Source organism: Actinomadura rupiterrae, assembly GCF_024172125.1.
In the GTDB taxonomy this organism is placed as follows: Bacteria; Actinomycetota; Actinomycetes; order Streptosporangiales; family Streptosporangiaceae; genus Spirillospora; species Spirillospora rupiterrae.
This window is the reverse complement of sequence record NZ_JAMZEA010000004.1, coordinates 43585-59680: the sequence shown is the minus strand read 5'-3', so window position 1 is coordinate 59680 and position 16096 is coordinate 43585. Positions and strand designations below refer to the sequence as shown.

At 63.6% G+C, this 16096-nt stretch carries 17 protein-coding genes; 10 read left to right on the top strand and 7 right to left on the bottom strand.

What is annotated here, in order from left to right:
* Nucleotides 1-72 precede the first annotated feature (72 nt).
* The 6 genes from FHU30_RS13310 (at nt 73) to FHU30_RS13285 (ending at nt 3616) form a co-directional block, all read left to right on the top strand.
* Nucleotides 73-297 carry a hypothetical protein gene (locus FHU30_RS13310; RefSeq protein WP_253875456.1) on the top strand — a complete coding sequence of 75 codons (225 nt, stop codon included), beginning with the start codon at nt 73-75 and terminating at the stop codon, nt 295-297.
* The gene (locus FHU30_RS13305) at nt 294-1526 is read left to right on the top strand and encodes a S8 family serine peptidase (protein ID WP_253875454.1); all 1233 of its coding nucleotides are present in this window, start codon (nt 294-296) and stop codon (nt 1524-1526) included. The genes FHU30_RS13310 and FHU30_RS13305 overlap by 4 nt, the downstream gene beginning before the upstream one ends.
* Nucleotides 1527-1694: 168 nt before the next feature.
* Nucleotides 1695-2237 carry a YbaB/EbfC family nucleoid-associated protein gene (locus FHU30_RS47025; RefSeq protein WP_253875452.1) on the top strand — a complete coding sequence of 181 codons (543 nt, stop codon included), beginning with the start codon at nt 1695-1697 and terminating at the stop codon, nt 2235-2237.
* Nucleotides 2238-2266: 29 nt separating this feature from the next.
* The gene (locus FHU30_RS13295) at nt 2267-2578 is read left to right on the top strand and encodes a hypothetical protein (RefSeq protein WP_253875449.1); all 312 of its coding nucleotides are present in this window, start codon (nt 2267-2269) and stop codon (nt 2576-2578) included.
* On the top strand, nt 2575-2892 hold the full coding sequence (locus FHU30_RS13290; protein ID WP_253875446.1) for a hypothetical protein: 318 nt from the start codon (nt 2575-2577) through the stop codon (nt 2890-2892). Before FHU30_RS13295 ends, FHU30_RS13290 begins: the two co-directional genes overlap by 4 nt.
* Before the next feature lie 13 nt (nt 2893-2905).
* Nucleotides 2906-3616, top strand: coding sequence for a WXG100 family type VII secretion target (locus FHU30_RS13285; protein WP_253875444.1), 711 nt, complete (start codon nt 2906-2908; stop codon nt 3614-3616).
* Nucleotides 3617-5114: 1498 nt separating this feature from the next.
* Here the strand turns inward: FHU30_RS13285 and FHU30_RS13280 are convergent.
* Entirely contained in the window at nt 5115-5309 is a 195-nt protein-coding gene (locus tag FHU30_RS13280) for a hypothetical protein (RefSeq protein ID WP_253875442.1), read from the bottom strand.
* Between the two features lie 415 nt (nt 5310-5724).
* Between FHU30_RS13280 and FHU30_RS13275 the strand changes: the two genes are divergently transcribed.
* Nucleotides 5725-6897 (top strand): recombinase family protein, encoded by a 1173-nt coding sequence (locus FHU30_RS13275; protein WP_253875440.1) that lies wholly within the window; start codon nt 5725-5727, stop codon nt 6895-6897.
* On the opposite strand, the gene FHU30_RS13270 is transcribed toward FHU30_RS13275, so the two are convergent.
* Entirely contained in the window at nt 6865-7638 is a 774-nt protein-coding gene (locus tag FHU30_RS13270; protein WP_253874200.1) for a transposase family protein, read from the bottom strand. The two genes, FHU30_RS13275 and FHU30_RS13270, sit on opposite strands and share 33 nt — an antisense overlap.
* A 162-nt stretch (nt 7639-7800) precedes the next feature.
* On the opposite strand from FHU30_RS13270, the gene FHU30_RS13265 reads away from it, so the two are divergent.
* The 3 genes from FHU30_RS13265 (at nt 7801) to FHU30_RS13255 (ending at nt 10335) form a co-directional block, all read left to right on the top strand.
* Entirely contained in the window at nt 7801-8604 is an 804-nt protein-coding gene (locus tag FHU30_RS13265; protein WP_253875439.1) for a hypothetical protein, read from the top strand.
* A gap of 406 nt (nt 8605-9010) precedes the next feature.
* The gene (locus FHU30_RS13260) at nt 9011-9892 is read left to right on the top strand and encodes a DUF6192 family protein (protein WP_253875437.1); all 882 of its coding nucleotides are present in this window, start codon (nt 9011-9013) and stop codon (nt 9890-9892) included.
* Nucleotides 9889-10335, top strand: coding sequence for a hypothetical protein (locus tag FHU30_RS13255; RefSeq protein WP_253875436.1), 447 nt, complete (start codon nt 9889-9891; stop codon nt 10333-10335). The genes FHU30_RS13260 and FHU30_RS13255 overlap by 4 nt, the downstream gene beginning before the upstream one ends.
* 60 nt (nt 10336-10395) lie before the next feature.
* On the opposite strand, the gene FHU30_RS13250 is transcribed toward FHU30_RS13255, so the two are convergent.
* The 5 genes from FHU30_RS13250 to FHU30_RS13230 all read right to left on the bottom strand — a co-directional run bounded on the left by FHU30_RS13250 (nt 10396) and on the right by FHU30_RS13230 (nt 16019).
* Nucleotides 10396-11439, bottom strand: a complete 1044-nt coding sequence (locus FHU30_RS13250; RefSeq protein ID WP_253875434.1) for a dipeptidase — start codon at nt 11437-11439, stop codon at nt 10396-10398.
* Nucleotides 11440-11833: 394 nt separating this feature from the next.
* Nucleotides 11834-12214, bottom strand: coding sequence for a hypothetical protein (locus FHU30_RS13245; RefSeq protein WP_253875433.1), 381 nt, complete (start codon nt 12212-12214; stop codon nt 11834-11836).
* 701 nt (nt 12215-12915) lie between these two features.
* Nucleotides 12916-13917 carry a hypothetical protein gene (locus tag FHU30_RS13240; RefSeq protein ID WP_253875430.1) on the bottom strand — a complete coding sequence of 334 codons (1002 nt, stop codon included), beginning with the start codon at nt 13915-13917 and terminating at the stop codon, nt 12916-12918.
* Entirely contained in the window at nt 13914-15365 is a 1452-nt protein-coding gene (locus FHU30_RS13235) for a hypothetical protein (protein ID WP_253875428.1), read from the bottom strand. The genes FHU30_RS13240 and FHU30_RS13235 overlap by 4 nt, the downstream gene beginning before the upstream one ends.
* A gap of 33 nt (nt 15366-15398) precedes the next feature.
* Entirely contained in the window at nt 15399-16019 is a 621-nt protein-coding gene (locus tag FHU30_RS13230; protein WP_253875425.1) for a hypothetical protein, read from the bottom strand.
* Between the last annotated feature and the right edge of the window lie 77 nt (nt 16020-16096).

The following is a 16096-nucleotide window of genomic DNA, read 5'->3' as shown; positions in this document are numbered from 1 at the left end:
CCTGGTGTTGTTGGCACTCCAGGCCACAGAAGCGAGGCCGAGGAGGATCGCGAGCGGGAGCGCGACGCATGGATGGCCGAAGAACGCGGGCTGTGGGGTGGTGAAGTGGAGTTCGTCCCCGGCATCATTGGCGATGCCCCAGCCCGCATGACTCCCGACCCAGCCCCAGTTGAGGAACCGGAAATCGACGAGCAAGATGCTGTGGCGCTGATGCTAGGGGACCTCAGCAGCCTTGTCGCGCCTGAAGGTAACTCTCCGGAGCAGTCCACGTCTGCTGAACCGCCGGTCACATCGTGAATATCCTCACCGCCTCGCGCGCGCGGTCACTGGCGGCGGTATTGGTCGGCGTCGCCATCTGCAACCTGCCGGCTCCGGCCGGGGCTGCCGCGCCTTCGCCTCGTCCCGACGAATGGTGGTTCCGCACATGGGCGGTCCAGGACAGGATCTGGCCGCTGACCCGGGGAGCTGGGGTCACGGTCGCGGTCATCGACGGCGGGGTGAACGCCAAGCTGCCCGAACTCACGGACGCGGTGGTTCCTGGGGTCGATCTGGCCGATCACAGCACCGATGGCCGGGTTGACCTCGACACCGGCAGTCCAGGCCACGGCACTGCGACAGCCGCGCAGATTGCGGGTCGGGGGGGTGGCGCCAGCGGTTACGTCGGGCTCGCCCCGGAGGCGAAGATCCTCCCCATTCGGCTCTCCCTTTCGGGTGAGGATCACACGCCGGAAGCCATCAGGGCCGCAGTGGACCACGGAGCCAAAGTCATCAACATGTCCTATGGTTCAGATGCCAGCACGATGACACCCGCCTACTGCAGTCCGGACATGGCTCCTGCCATCGACTACGCACTGCGCCACGACGTGGTTCTCGTAGCGTCAGCGGGGAACGAGGGAGACGCCGCCAATTATCCCTCGCAGCCTGCCTCATGCCCGGGCGTCCTGGCTGTCGGCGCTCTCACCAAGCAACTCCGCCCCTGGTGGAAGACCGAACGTCAGAGTTATGTGACGGTTGCCGCTCCAGGCGCTGATGTGAGTCTGCTGGACAAGCGCGGCATCATGCACATGGGGGACGGAACCAGTTCGGCCGCCGCGCTGACCTCAGCGGCAATCGCCTTGATCAGGTCGAAAAACCCGGGCATGCCCGCCCGCACCATCGTCCAACGCATCTTCGCCACCGCGCGCCCCACCGGTACTCCTGCCTGGAACAACCGCACCGGTTACGGGCTCCTCAACCTCTCCGCTGTCATCGATCCCGAACACCACCCAGTCTCCGCCGCTGCTCCCAATCCCCTGTACGACGGATTCGACAGGTGGCAACGCCAACTCGCCGCTTTGACGGCGTCCCCTAAAGCAGTGTCTACGTCGGGTTCCGCGCGGCAATACGCGGAGAAGCCGACTTCTTCCGAATCGACAATTCTGTGGATCGCCGTCCCGGGGACTGCCGTCGCCTGTCTTGTCTGCCTGGCAGCGATCGCATTCCTGCGTTACCGCAAAGGCCCCCGCCGGGGAAGGGCGGGTACGTAAATGTCCACTGTCGTGATCTGTCTGCGCTCTCGCCAGCAGAACTAGTGGAGTCATTATTTCTATCGGTTTCGGGAGTCGGACAATCAACCAGGAAGTCCCGGCCGCTTATCCCGAGTGCCAAAGCCAGGTCGCAATAATGATCAAGGAACAGCCGGAAGGGGATTTGCAGTGTCCAGATCAGACCCTCCCACATCGCTGGAAAATTTGCTCAATAGCAGCACTCCCTATGCGCCACGCGATGTCGATGATGTGCGTGAGCGCATTAGTACCTATCAGCCGACTCCGGATACTCAAGAGACAACACAGCAACGGCACGCAAGCGAACCACGCGGGGATGACTCTGAGGGGAAGGAGGGCCTCATTCCAGAAGAACCTCATTCGGGCACGAGGCCAATTGAGCTGTCCGAAATTACGCAGAGCTACCAGTATGCCGAGATGTTCAATTCGCCATCGCGGACATCAGGACTCTCTGAAGAATTTATAGAGCGGCTGGAAGCAGAAATGGCGGCGAGGGAGAGGAGAAGATTTCGTGCAGCATCACCTGACGGACTCGTCGCAGCGGAAGTAGACGGAAATGGCCAGTTGATCGCCTTGAAGATCAGCGATGACATTTTCAGGAAGGTGGACTCGCAACGAATCGGTTCGAAGATCGTTGACGTAGTGACTGCAGCCACGATACACAGCGCCAAGAAGAGCAGCGCGGAACATTAGGCGAGGCCGTACATGAGGATGGATGCGTCTTGATTGATTGGGCAGAGTACCTACGCGCCGAGATCGAATCGCTCGGCAATTTCGTATACAATGCAGAAAGAGAGTACCGTAACGCGAAAATTGAAGCCGAAAATAGAGTGCCACGGTTCTTTGAACAGGAAATTGAGGGAAATATTGGCACGGTGCGAGTAAATTACTTCGGCTTCCTGGTGGGCGTGGAATTGACCGCAACGAACCTCCGAAGCTATCGGGGAAATGTTCTGGCTGACCGTATAGTGCGATCTGTTGCGCTTGCAGCAAAGGATGCCGCGCGAGCTCGTGAAAGGCATAATGAATCATGACCGAAATTAAGGTCGATGCAGAGAAGATGCGGACAGCAGTCGAGAAGCTCCTCGAATGCTACCTGAAGTGGCACGACTGCTCTACTGAAATTCAAAATGCAACTCTTGGGCCAGACGATCTGGGCTTTCTGGGAAGTGTATTCCATATTCCCGACAGGTACAATGCTGTTGTCGACCAGGCTTTCGATAGGGTCTCCGAGGGAGAGAATGTCCTTCGTCTGGCGGGAGCGGATCTATATGAAACCGCCAAGAACTACGATGACGTCGAAGACAAAAATATCCTCGCGATTCTCGATCGTGCTTCCGGCGGCTAAAGAGGAGTGAGTCATGGGTAGCTACAATATTGATAAGATCGTCCCGTTTCCCAAGGACGCCGCCTCGAAGATTCGACAATTCTCCGACGTCCCAGGGGTACCCTCGGCGAGTGATGTGCTCGATAAGGTAGAGAACATGCTCGGCCATCCAGAGAAGATAATCAGCACGGTTGACGCATGGAGGAAAGCGGCCGCCCATATGGCGGAGTCAACGACTCCTCTTGATACCGTCCAAACTGCCCTCGGGTCCACGTGGTCCGGACCAGCCGCTGCTGCATTTGGCAAATGGGTTGATGGCGTTTCCACGAGGAGCAGGAACAATCTCACCGCAATACAACAAGCAGGCCAGGCAACAGCCACATTTTACAATACTCTTATCCAGATGTATCAGCAGTGTGTCACTTTTATTCTCGATTGCGCCAAGGATCTAAACAATCTTGTGGGCGGTATGATGGGCGACTGGAAGTCATGGATCGCTGGCGGAAGCGTCGAGCTATCCGGTGGACTCACCGGCCCATTCTTGGCAGCCGCAGAATGGAAGCACATAGCTGACCTTATCTCGTCGATGATTGATCATATCGAAGGTGTATTCAAGGGAGTTCTGGAGCAGCATGTGGTGCAAATGAATGCATTCCAGACGGTGGGTAATGCGATTAGCGGTATCACTGCGCCCGGCGCGCCAGATGACAGCACCTTCAATCCCAACAGGTGGAAGCCTGTATGAGGCTAATGAAGATGCTTTCATCTAACACCCCTGCGTTCATTGCAACCTTTCTTGGAGTCGCTGCTTGTTCGAGCTCTGGCCCCACAGCGCCGTCTGGCAATATGGACACGAATTCCGCATCCCCAAGCCCGGATGCTCATCAACCCTCCACTGTCGTGGCCTGTAGACTTGCGACATATCCAGACCGGGCTCTCCTGGCCGGAGGTACGCTTCGAGTTCGAAATAAGTCTACTGTCGCCGAACAGGCACACTGTGAGAGCAGAACCGAGGCCGTTGGGAAGATGGCCTCTTCGGTCACTGTGAGGGTCTATGCAGGCTTGGGCCCGTCGACTGTCGAATCAATTCAGGGCGAAATCGATTCAGGCAGATGCCGAAAGTTGGAAAATATTCGGGACTTGGCATGTTCTTGGATAGATGGTCAAAATGGAGAACTGAGAGTCGCGCGGGGCGGCATTGAGGTCGGGGTGGCCTTCCATTTGGCCGGCCTTAATGGAGCCAACCAGTCCACGGCGTTTATGCGCAACTATGCCTCAGTAATCTCCAGGGATGTTGCCTCGTGACTCTGAGTGAGTGAGTTATCCACCTTTCAGTTGGTGAGGACGGTGTTGCTTACGTGCTTGGGCGGCCTCGGCGGGCCAAGGCGGCTGCCCGGGCCACGGGGCCGTACTGGTGCTTAATCTGTCAGGACGAGGATGCCCTCCAGCCGGCTTTGGCTTGCAGCAGGCTGGGCGTATTACAGGCTGGGCGCGTTAACGGTACTGGCATAGATCCGGCAGTGCGGCCAGTTTCCGGGCGGTCGTGGCAGCAGGTCGGCGACTGGCGGTGGCAGCAGCGTGGTGGTGGCGAGTTCGGCCAGCGTGAAGAGGGATCGGGATCGCTGGGTGCCCGGCAGACGCGCCGAAGTTGAGGTGGCCGTCGAAGGCGGAGATCTGGACGATTGCTGTGGCGGGGTCTGCCGCGGCGATGTTCTGCGGATCCGCAGTCGACCATGGTGCGGGAGGGCTGGTTTCATCAGAGGGGCGGCAGGGGCAGCCGGCCCGGGACGTTGACACCGATCAAAGCACCCCGGACCGGCTCCAGGGATGGGACAGGCCACCGACATAGAGGGAAGGCGGGGTGGCCTGGCCGGTGGGTTCAGCTCGGCCGCATCGGGAGAAGACCCCCCGTGAGAGGACACCGGACCGCTGATGTCGCGGCCCATCACCAGCGGACAATGGTTCGCTCCGCCGCTGAACACCTTGGACACCGCCCCGTCCGCTTCCGCCGACTCGTCCTTGAGTGCCGGCCTGCCCGCGGCCTCGGTGCTGGATGGCGGTCACGGGGCGACTGGCGGGGCAACTGGGGGAGGGGCCAGCGGACTGGAGGTGACCGAGCCGCTGATGTCCCGGCCCATCACCAGCGGGTCCGGCGTTGGTTCCGCCGCTGGAGGTGTTGCTCGTCGCGGCAGAAGGACCCCCTTCCGCCGCTGCCAGCCAGCCCGCCGCCAGGCTGCTCAGCCTCAGACTCCGACGGGGAAGAAGGAGACCGCAGAGGCAGCGCCATCACGAAACGCCGCCAATGTGGCGAACGCGCTGAGCACCCGGCCAGCCACCCGGCCTTGCTCCAGACCCTGCACCAGCCAGAACACCACCAGCACCACCGCAGCCGTTACGGCGACCGGCACGCCCACCCACACCAGCACGCGTCCGCTCATACCGGCATCATCAACCCTCGCTCCCGAACAGGGCGGGCCCTTGGGCACATAGGCCCGCAAACGGCCACCCAACAACCACGACTGGCCGTATGGCGCGCGTCTGGTGCCGCGCTGGTCCGCAACGGGCCGGAGATTGGCGGCCGGGTAGAGCTTGACCTTCCCCACGAGCGACAACTACCAGCCCTGGAGTCCACAGACGGGTAGGCGAGGTCCCCGCGTCTCACGGTCCACGTGGCTGAATGGGAAGAGTGCTGGGGGTCGGGCGGAAGCGGCAGCTCGTGCGGACGAGGTGTACGGGGATGAGCGGGCAACTGAGTCCCGTAGGAGATGCCGCGAGGATGCCGGTCGTCCAGGAGTCAGCGTCGCCAGATGAGTGCGCTGCGGCCGTCGGCCAGCGGGAGGGGCGTGTAGGGGCATGAGCGCGTCTCCCTTCCCGCTCGATATCTTCTCGGCCGGCAGTCGTAGTGTCCGCGGCGGACAAGCGCTCGGACCGAGCCAGAGGCCTCGGTTTCCCGGCCCGTTGCGTGTGGCGTTCGTCGGACGCACCTCCACCGATGACCAGCAGGACCCGACCTTGTCGATCCCCCGACAGCTCAACAACTGCCGAAGGGCCTTGCCCGAGCGGGCCGCCATCGTCGCGCACTTCTACGACATCGAATCCGGCCGCAAGACCCTGGCGGCACGCGGGCACGGGAGCCGGCACCAGCAGTTCTCCATCCCGGTCCCGCGGGACGGCGGCATCCAGGACCTTCTCGAGGAAGTCGAGCGTGTCGACCGCCGCTTCGACGTGGTGATCTGTGAGTCGATCGAACGCATCGCCCGCCGCGCCTACGTCGGCATTCTCATCGAGACCCGTCTCGAAGAGGTAGGAGCGCTCCTGCTGGCATCCGACGAGCCGATCAGCTTCGACGGCAGACGCGCGACTCAGGTCCTGACCCGCCGGATGAAGCAGAGCGTTGCCGAGTGGTACGTCCTGGAGCTGCTGGAGAAGTCCTGGGAGGGGCTGGAGACCCACTCTGTGCAGGGCTACAACATCGGCAAGCCGCCGTACGGCTACCTCGCCGAGAAGATCCCGCATCCTGTGCCCGCCAGGCGCGCCGAGGGGGCCTCCAAGCACCGGCTCACGCCGCACCCGGTGCATGGTCCGGTGGTGACCCTGATCTTCGCTCTGCGCGTGGAGGAACGACTCGGCTACCAGGAGATCGCCGACCACCTGAACGCAGACCGCCGACGCTTCCCGCCGCCGGTACCGCCCGACCCTGCTCGCGCAGTCGGCAGATGGACCAAGTCCTCGGTTCGCGACGTCCTCACCAACCCCAAGTACACCGGCTACATGGTGTGGAACCGCCGCGCCATGAAGTCGAAAAGAGGCACCTACAATCCACCCGAGGCATGGGTATGGTCCCGAATCCCAACCCATGAGCCGCTGGTCGCACTCGATGTGTTCATCGAGGCGCAGAAGACTGCCAAGATCCGAGAGATTTCTGGTCGGCGCACTGGGCCAAACGCCGTCCCGCCGAGCGACCTCGGCCGCTCCTACAAGGAGCCTTTTCCATCACGGGGCGAGGGCGGCCTCGCGGTTTTGTAGGACGCTGATGGCCTTGGCGAGGTGGCCGGCGCGGTAGGGGCAGCAGCGGAGCTTGGTGAGGATCTTCCATGACTTGAGCTGGGCGTTTCCGCGTTCACCTGGTCCGCGGAGCTTGGCGTGGGCCCGGTTGGCTTGTTTCTGGGAGGCGGGCTTGTTCCTGCCCTTGTAAGGAACGATGATCGCGGGACCGGCGCCGACGTAGCCCTTGTCGGCCAGGACCGGCAGCCCGCACGCTGCCAGGGCGCGGATGATTCCCCAGTTCCGGGCCGCTTTCAGGTCGTGGATCGAGCCGGGTACCGCACCCGACACCCACACGATCTGCCCGTACGGGCCGGCAATTACCTGCAGGTTCACGCCGTGCTTGTGATGCTTGCCCGAGTAGAAGAGCCGGTCGGCGCGGAGGCGGTCGGTCGCGATGAGAGTGCCGTCCAGGATCAGATGTCCCAGCCCGTCTTTCTTCGCCCTGGCGAGTGTGGTGCCGAGCTTGGGTGAGCGGGCCGACAGCCAAGCCACGACCTCGTTCACATACCTCCACGCGGTCGTCGTCCCGACCCCGAAACCTGCCGCGAGCTGCGCGAACGTATCGCCCTTCTTCAAGTATGCGAGCGTCATCAGCGCCTGCTGCCCCGCGTTCAAAGCCCGGCCCTTGCTCTTCAGCTTCGTCCGCTCCCGCCGGACGAGACCGGTCAGGTAGTTCAGAGTCGAACGCGACAACGGCAGCGAAGCACGATAGAAAAGCACGTGAAACCTCTGGTTGTGGGGGGCGGAGGTCAGAGACCCCTCTCCTACCAGGGGTTTCTTCACGTCCACGGCCAGCCACGCCGCCCGCGATCATGCTGTGATCAGCAGCCTTGAAGAGGCTGCTGGAAAAGGTTCAAGCTAAGCTCTTTCATCATTTGCGCCATGTGCAAGCATCGGGTGAATGGGAAGACCTGCGGCAAGTACACCTACTATGCATGCACGCCGAACAAAGACTACCTCCTCGAAGGGCATCCCAAGTCGTTCTGGTTGCGGGAGGAGAAGCTCCTGGAGGTGTTGACGAAGTTCTTCAACGTCTACGTCTTCGGCGCAAACCGACGGGTCCATCTCACCCGCGCCCTGAGGGAGTCCTTTGAGTGTTCTGCTCGTGAGTACCACATCCAGATGGAAGCGGTGCAACGGGTTATTGCGGAAATCGAGGACCGGCAAAACAACCTCGTGCGCAGTCTCGAGCTATCAGGCGAGGCCGGCCAGGTGGCAATAGGGGAGATCTCCGACCTGTCCCGGGAGCTCAGGAACCTGTGGAGCAGGAAAGACGACTTGCTGGCCGAGGTCGAAGCACCCGAGCTCGCGCAGACCGCACCTGAGCTGCTCGAAATGCTGCCGTTCGGGGAAGTCGATCTCGCTGATCTCGCTGAGCCGACGCTGCGGCGACTGTTCGAGGTGCTCCAGCTGGAGATTCACTACGACTGGCGGACCAACGTCGCCGAATGCAAAGTCACCCTCACAGATGTAGCGATCCAGGCGCAACGGGAGGTCACTCGAAGAATCTTGCATCGAGCCGTGAAGTTGGATGCCACCAGTCCAGAGCCCCCACCCCCGCCGCCGTTCGGGCTTCGACCGCCGGGGAACCAGCACAGAGCAGGAGTCCTGGCTGATCAAATATTGATCAGCCACGGCTTTGTGATTGACGTCACCCACAAAGCTCAGAATCGGACCATAAAGTAGATGGAATTGGGATGAGGCTGTGTCCGTCGACTCTCTCGATCACGGACATGATGACGCTTCTCCCGAAAAATTGGTGATCCCCGGCCGTCTACAAACGGCATACCCATCACCGGGTGGTCACTACCGTCTGCACACGGCCGCATGGTGGGCTCCCTGGTCCGACCTAGCCTGTAGGCGCAGCCCATCGCTGCTGTCTCTCTGTCCGGGAAGGCGAAGCTTGCTTCGGTGAGAGGGCGGACGAGCTTAGGCGGTACTTGCCCGCCCAGCTGAACTGAGAAGACTGCTTGGTGTAGCTGACATGTCACTCAAGGCATGTATGGGCAGCTCGTTGGTTGAGGGCAGTCGCGCCACCCCCGGTTCCGGGCCGTCGGCTACGGCAGCATTCCCCTGCCACGAGGTGATCGCGATGAACGACCGTCTGCAGTTCAGCGACGACGAGTGGGCCGAGTTCGTCGCCGAAGGCCAGGAACTGGTCGAGAAGGAGTCGTTGATCCAGTTCAAGCTGGGCGACATCACCCTCGACCGGATTCCGGTGGGCTCCGGTGCAAGAGGGGTGGAGGCGCTCCTACACCGTTACGCCGACGACATCGGCTCGACGTTCGAGTCGCTGGCGACGTACCGATACGTGGCCAACGCCTGGCCCAAGGAGCAGCGCGTTCAAGGGGTCAGCTTCACGGTCCATCGTCTGCTGACCCCGCTCGGGGACCGCTTCGAGGTGATCAAGCACCCCCCGGAACATCCCACCACTCACCGCCGGTACTGGTCCCCTGACCAGGTAAGACGGTTCCGAGACCAGACTCCCGTGGTTCCGGCGACCCGAGACGAAAAGGTCAACCGGGCACGTGAACTACTGAACGCCGAGGAGGACGCAGCAACCATCGTCAACGAGATGCTGCGCCGCCCCGAAGTCGCCGGCCGCGTCGTCGCAGACGCTGGCAGTCGGAACATCTTCGACCGAACGCGCACCGAGCAGTACCGCCAACGCCGCGACATCGCGCCGCCATCTCGCGACCAAGCGCCGCCGCCTCATCCGACATCGGCGCCGTACCAAACAACGCCGATGGAGATCCTGGAACTGATCTCGGTGTTCACCAACTTCTCGGTTCAGATGCACCGCCTGGTCCCACGGCTACCGGGCCTCACTTACGGCCCGGACGAGGAAGCCAGCATCAAAGACCGCGCGGTCCAGGCACGAGCCTGCATCGACTGGTGCCTCACCGTCGTCGAGACCGGCAAGACCGACATGGACGAGCAGCTGGCCCGGCTGATCTCGGGAGAGCCGTCATGAGCGCCCGGCCGCTAGCCCGAGCATTGAGCGGCAGGTTGGTGTGGGACCAAGTCGCAGCCCATCCCGAAGGACTCCGGATCGACCAGATCCTGCAGGCCACCGAACTCACCGAGGGGCAGTTCACCACCGCCAAGGCCGAGATCTGGGACCGCATCGCGGGGGAGGAAGGAAAAGCCTTCGTCTGCTACCGCGGGCACTACATGATCACTGATGACCCGGAGCTATGCCTGGACTGCCTGCTGATCCGGCTGCGCGGAATCCGCAGCAACGTCCAGCACCTGCTGGACGGGGTCCTTGACCCGCTCGGCGACCGTGGCCGCCAGCATCCCGTCCTGCGGATGCTGCGCGGAAACCTCGATGCCATTGCGGGAGCCTTCGCAATGGCGGATCAAGCGCAGGATGGACCTGGGAACAGCACGGCAGCCCCGAAAGTGCCACGCTGATGAACGACCTCTCCGGGCGGGGCACACGGCTAGACAACGCTGGCGCCTGACTCCGCGGTACTAGGCGGGGCGCCCCAGTTCCTTCTGGAATAGGCGGTGGACGTTCTCGCCAAGGATCTTCAGTATGTCGGACTCGGGGTGGCCGCGGCGGAGCAGGGCCTCGGTGACCAGAGGCAGGCCGCGCGGGCCGTCGAGGCCGGGGACGACTGCGTTGGTGTCGAAACCGGCCAGGGCGCTCAGGTCTTCCTCGCAGCAGGGCGGGGTGAGGTCGAGGCTGACCTCGCGGATGAAGTCGGGGCCGAGGCCGACGTGGTCGATTCCCGCAACGGAGGCCACGTGCTCGATGTGATCGACAAGGCGGTCGATGGTATAGCCGCCGGGATCCTCACTGAGGAAGCCCGCGACGAAGTTGATGCAGACCACTCCGCCGGTCGCGGCGACACCGCGGAGCTGGTCGTCGGTGAGGTTGCGGTGGTGGTCGCGCAAGGCCCGGGCCGAGGAGTGGGTGGCCATGACCGGGCGGGTGGCGAGCTCCAGGACGTGGGCGACGCCGGCGGCTCCCAAGTGGGAGACATCGAAGATCACGCCCAGCCGCTCCAGCTCGGCCGCCGCGTCGACTCCGGCGGCCGTCAGGCGGCTGCCGGTGGCGTCCTCGCCGCTGCCGTCGGCCAGCGCAGTACGGCCCCAGTGCGCGATCGAGGCCACCCGCACGCCAAGCCGGTGCAGGGTGGAGAACAGTTCCACGTTCGCGTCGAGGCCGGGGGCGCTCTCCAAGGCCAGCACCAAGGCGATCTTCCCGTCCGCCAGCGCCCGATCGATATCCTCCCCGTCCCGGCACAGGCTCACCTCCTCGGCGTTGCCCTCGGCGAGCACGTGGGCGGCCTCGACCATCCGAAGGGTTTCGCGCAGCGCCCCCTCCGGTCGGAACTGATCGTCGATGAAGACAGGGAGAACCTGCAGGTCCACGCCTCCGTCGCGCAGCTGGGGCAGCCAGCGGTCCCGGAAGAACCTGGCCCACAGCGCGGGCGGGCGGGCCGCCACGGCCATCAACAGATCGTTGTGGGTGTCGGCGACGACGGCCCGGCGATGGAGGTCAGCGGACATCTCGGTTCCCTTCTGTGCCAGATGGGCGCAGCTTTTGGCCATCCGTTTAAACTAAGCGGCCGGGTTGCCATGTGTCGCTGTACCGGGTCCCGCGGTGGGCACTGCGGTTTGACATCTCCTCTCCAGACCGAGCGCCGGTTGTAGTCTTGGTCGGTCGGATGCGGAGCGTGCCTGGTTCTGAAGCGTCCGACACGGCAGTTCTTGGAAGCAGGACATGCGGGCCTGACCTCCGCCTCTGTGGCTGCGAGGCCTCCTGTGGCGGCCGCATTGGAGCGGCAGGGTCGCGCCGTTGAAGGTCCCCACAGCGCCGATGTGCGGCGATCGTGGTTACGGGGTCTCAGACTGGTGTGTGGTCGGCACGTTGTTGCCGACGGAGACAGCGAATCGTCCCTTTTCACCAGGTGATCCACGCCGGGCCGCAGAACTGGCTCGGGGCTCCTCCGCAGGCTTTGAAAGATTTGGCTTGATCGTCCCGAATGCCTGCTGTGTAGGTGGAGGTTTTGCCCGGCCAGACCTGGGCATCGCTTGCTCCAGAGGAGTCGCCGCAGAAGTACTCGTTGCTATTTGCATCGAACCATATGGTGTTGACGTAGCTTCCGACGGGGGCTTGCATGTAGCTCCATGCGTACCAGTGAGGCCCGTAGTAGCCTTCGTACATGGCTAGCCATGAATTGTTAGGGCCGTAGGCGACAGAGTTTTTCATCTGCTGTTTTCCGTATGCGACTGAGGGGTCGCTCAGCCAGCTTCCACACCAGGTGCCCCAATCCTTCTTCATCAGAGAACGAGCTCTAGGGCGAGGGGGGTCGGTGACCGGGCTCCCCACGTTCATTCTGATGTACTTCGCCGCGACGGTCGAGGGCGGCGTTGCAGTGCCCGCCGAACTTGAGGTGGGGCTGGCCATAATAATCCCAGATGCCATTATCGCTCTCAGTCGTCCCCGACCGGACACATGCATCTTAAACATGCCACTCCCTTTCAGTTTCCAGGATCGTTGAATACTGGTCGTCTTCCTTGGAGGTGCGGGACTTTGGAGGTCGAATGTTCGTTGCGGTCAGTGTTGTCTGGCGACGTACCTTTTTTGGCCGGGGTCAAGGCCATGGTCTTAATGTCGGATCTTGATCTGCTCGAGGTGTGAGGCTCTCCGCGCCGACCGGATGGCTTCGCTGGCTGGGTTCCAGTGGCCAGTTGGACGGCTTTGGATGAGACAAGTCGCCTGGTGTGCTGGCGGCGCGTGTGGTCGCCCGGGACGGCTGCGGGTCACCGCCACGCCGTAGCTGCGGAACGCCTTCGCCAGAACGGTCGCCGAGGCGAGCGAAGCAGGGCTGGCCCATCGCCTGCATCGCGACGGGAACAACCCGGCGCCCGGTTCCTTGTGCACCAGTGCCGGCCGAACACGCAGATGGTGGGGGTCCCTGGATGGGTCTGGGTGTCGGTCGTCGTGGAGCGGCGTTTCGGTGGCGGTCTCGATGCTGGCGGTCACCATGCAAGACACCTGTCGGGAGCCTCGCAGATCTGGCGGGCGGTCCCGGCTGCCGGGGTGAACCGCAGGATGCCCAGTGCTCGTTGGTACCGCAGCAGTTGCAGGTTCCTGATCGCTGAGAGGGTCGCCTGTTCCTGTCGTATCGTGTGCTCCTCCTGCTGGCTGATGGCTGCGCGGAGCGAGGTGGAGTAACGGGCTTTCATGCGGCAGCCCAGGTCCGTGCGGGCGACCTGGATCTGGTGCGCTGTCACGTTGCCGTTCCTGCTCCACTGGGGGTCGTTCTCGGCGGAGAGGGGGTCGTCGTAGGGGAGTCCGGCCCGGGCCATGCAGCGCACCCATACTTTGCGGGCGGTGGATACCTCCGTCGACTTCTGTGCGCTGTCGTGGGCGTCTTCGGCCATGTACTGCAGCGCCCGCCATGGCATGTCGGGTCGGTGGAGCCGGTCGGCGAGCCATTTCGCCTGGGCGGGGTCTGTCAGCACCCTGTCGGGGAGGGCGCTGCAGCCGCCCTTGGGCACGGGGTGGCCCTTGAACGTCTTCACGCTCCCCTTGAACAGGGGGGCGAAGTCCTGGGGGATGGCGATCTGTTCGACTCCGGTCGCCGCCAGGTGCATGTCGGGGACGAAGTTCCTGGGCCCCTGGTAGCCGTACTCGGCCACCTGCCGTCCTTCCAGGGAGCCCAGCAGAAGGGCGTTCTTGGGGTAGCGGGCCGGCTGGGGCGGCGCTAGGAGAAAGGGCGCGCTGTAGTACTGGGCGCACCGCTGCCAAATGCGGTAGACGGCCTTTCTGACAGTGAGGTTCTGGTCTGGCGTGAGGTCGAAGAAGTCAAGCGGCAACGCATCCGCTGACCCCGAGGCCCCGGACAGGGGTCGCGTCGGGTTCCTCCCCTCGGATTTCGGCAGCATCGCATAGGCGGCTGCGGAGCCGCTGGCGACGAGAAGGACGGCCACGACGGTGGCCACGATGGTTCGCATGCGTCCGGGGTCGGAGGTTTTCATGCGGTGAGGTCCATTTCTGTGGACCGTGCGTCGGGGGAGTGGGGGGCCCGTAGGTCGCTGTGTCCTCGGGTGTTCGGTTCCTGGGGCGGGCGAGGACGGAGCGGAAGGAAGCCTTCCAGAGCTAGGGCTGCGGCCAGTGTGATGGCCGGGATTGCCGCCATCACGTAGCGGTGGTCGAAGTCCAGGACCGCCACTGGCCCCACCAGCAGGAACAGGCCGACGATGAGGGGGGTCGCGACCTTTTTGCGGCGGGTGACGACGCCTGCCATGCCGAGCAGGAGCAGCAGGAGGAGGAGTGGCCCGCGGGTGTAGGCGGGGTGTTGGTACCACCGCACGGCTGCCGCGGTCGGCTCGACTGATCGGACCGTCCGCGCGGATGGATCGTAGGCATGCACGGGGCGGGTACCGCCGTTCTGCCCTGCCGGCCAGCTGCCCTGGACGAAGCCGAACGCTGGTGTGACCCGCCGGGGGTGCCGGGCCGGGGTCCAGGCGAAGGCCAAGGCGGTGTCGCGGCCGACGGCCGCGGTGTAGGCGATGGGTTGAGCGATGATCGCGCAGAGTGCGAAGGACCGCGCCTTGTCGTTGTTGGCGAACCCGCCGCGGGTCCGGTTGAGGGGAGAGTCGGCGGCCCAGACGTACTCCGAGGCCGCGTCCTGATGGTGCCCGTTCGGGCAGAGCGGCCGCAGATTCGAGGGTGGGGAGATCTTCGTGCAGTCGGCGAACGTCATCGTTCTGGCCCATAGCGCGATCCCGTCGCCTCCGGCGAGGGTGTAGCGGCCGTAGTTGTGGTGGTACCAGGTGGCATAGGCGGTGAGCGGCAGTGCCGCGGCTAGGACGAGCGCCCCGGCGGCGCGCCACCGGCGCTGCCCGGTGACCAGGGTGTGCACCAGCAGGACGGCGATGAGGAGCAGACCTATCGTCCGTGTCAGGGCGGCGCAGGCCAGCAGCAGCCCGCAGGCCACGTGCGGGGCGATGCTCGTGCCCTTCGCCGGGATAGTCGTTGCGAGCACCATGACCACGAGGACCAGGAACAGCGAGTCCGAGAGCACGCTGTTCTCCGCCTGGATGAACTGCGCGTCGAGGAGCAGCGGAGTGCTCGCGGCGACGCTGATCCAGGCTCGCACTCGGGCCCGCCTCAGCAGCACATATGACGCGACCCCCGCCACGATGCCCAGGAAATGCTGGGCAAGAGACACCAGCACCAGGCTATGGAATGGCTTCAGCAGCCAGAGGAAGAAGGGATATCCGCTGGGCTGGAATCCCCAGAGCGGCTGAGGGTGGTTGGCGACTTCAAGATAGGAGTAGGAATCTGGGTACAGCCAGGGGAGCGGATAAGCCAGCGCAACAACGATGCGCACTATTATTCCGAGGAGTAGCAGGACGGTGAACGCCCGGTGCGCGCGCGGCAGGAGCGCCGCACGCGACACGCGGGCACGAATAGTCGACATCAGACCCCGATACGACAGCTTCGTCTGGCGAGGTCAGCCGTTCCAGCCGATACTGCCGCCCTGGAATGGTTGATCGCCGACTTTAGCCGCAGCCCCGAACAACGTTGCCTCGTCGTCGCGGACGCCAGAGGTGTAGGTGGAGGTTCCGGACCACACTGTCGCTTGGGAATTGCCGTTGCCGTCGCCGCATTGATAGGTCACCGTATGGAGGTAGACCCAGCCGACCGCGAGCGCGCTTCCCACCGGCGCCTGCAGGTATCCCCAGGCGAACCAGTGGGGGCCGTAATAGCCTTCGTACATTCCGGTCCACGCGCCGTTCGGCCCTCGGCCGAGGGAGCCGTTCATGTACTGCTTGCCGTATGCGACCGCGGGATCGCGTAGCCAGCTGCCGCACCACACCGGATAAGCGCTCGCCGCGCGCATAGTCGGTCGTGCCGCACCAGGGGCTCCGGAGGCGGACCTGAGGCGCTTGGAGATTTCCGGAAGGGCAGCCTTCAGCTTGGCGCGTTCACCAGGAGAAGATGGAGTCGTCGGACGGGCCGGAGGGCGAGGAACGGGGGTCGCCACCGCCGCTGGCCCCAGGGCGAGCGACGTTCCGCAACTGAGAGTCGCGACGGCGATGCTGGTGGCGGTGATTTTGTTGGCTTTGCGCACAGAGCTCTCTTTTCTTGTCGCCGGTTGATAAGAATTGTTTGGCATGGCGTTTCGAGGCCGTGGCAATAATTGAGACT

What these genes read in the sequence shown, in the direction of transcription:
- FHU30_RS13310 (WP_253875456.1), top strand. Translation starts at nt 73, where the DNA reads ATGGCCGAAGAACGCGGGCTGTGGGGTGGTGAAGTGGAGTTCGTCCCC.
- FHU30_RS13290 (WP_253875446.1), top strand. Translation starts at nt 2,575, where the DNA reads ATGACCGAAATTAAGGTCGATGCAGAGAAGATGCGGACAGCAGTCGAG.
- FHU30_RS13285 (WP_253875444.1), top strand. Translation starts at nt 2,906, where the DNA reads ATGGGTAGCTACAATATTGATAAGATCGTCCCGTTTCCCAAGGACGCC.
- FHU30_RS13280 (WP_253875442.1), bottom strand. Translation starts at nt 5,309, where the DNA reads ATGAGCGGACGCGTGCTGGTGTGGGTGGGCGTGCCGGTCGCCGTAACG.
- FHU30_RS13275 (WP_253875440.1), top strand. Translation starts at nt 5,725, where the DNA reads ATGAGCGCGTCTCCCTTCCCGCTCGATATCTTCTCGGCCGGCAGTCGT.
- FHU30_RS13265 (WP_253875439.1), top strand. Translation starts at nt 7,801, where the DNA reads ATGTGCAAGCATCGGGTGAATGGGAAGACCTGCGGCAAGTACACCTAC.
- FHU30_RS13260 (WP_253875437.1), top strand. Translation starts at nt 9,011, where the DNA reads ATGAACGACCGTCTGCAGTTCAGCGACGACGAGTGGGCCGAGTTCGTC.
- FHU30_RS13255 (WP_253875436.1), top strand. Translation starts at nt 9,889, where the DNA reads ATGAGCGCCCGGCCGCTAGCCCGAGCATTGAGCGGCAGGTTGGTGTGG.
- FHU30_RS13250 (WP_253875434.1), bottom strand. Translation starts at nt 11,439, where the DNA reads ATGTCCGCTGACCTCCATCGCCGGGCCGTCGTCGCCGACACCCACAAC.
- FHU30_RS13245 (WP_253875433.1), bottom strand. Translation starts at nt 12,214, where the DNA reads ATGAAGAAGGATTGGGGCACCTGGTGTGGAAGCTGGCTGAGCGACCCC.
- FHU30_RS13240 (WP_253875430.1), bottom strand. Translation starts at nt 13,917, where the DNA reads ATGAAAACCTCCGACCCCGGACGCATGCGAACCATCGTGGCCACCGTC.
- FHU30_RS13235 (WP_253875428.1), bottom strand. Translation starts at nt 15,365, where the DNA reads ATGTCGACTATTCGTGCCCGCGTGTCGCGTGCGGCGCTCCTGCCGCGC.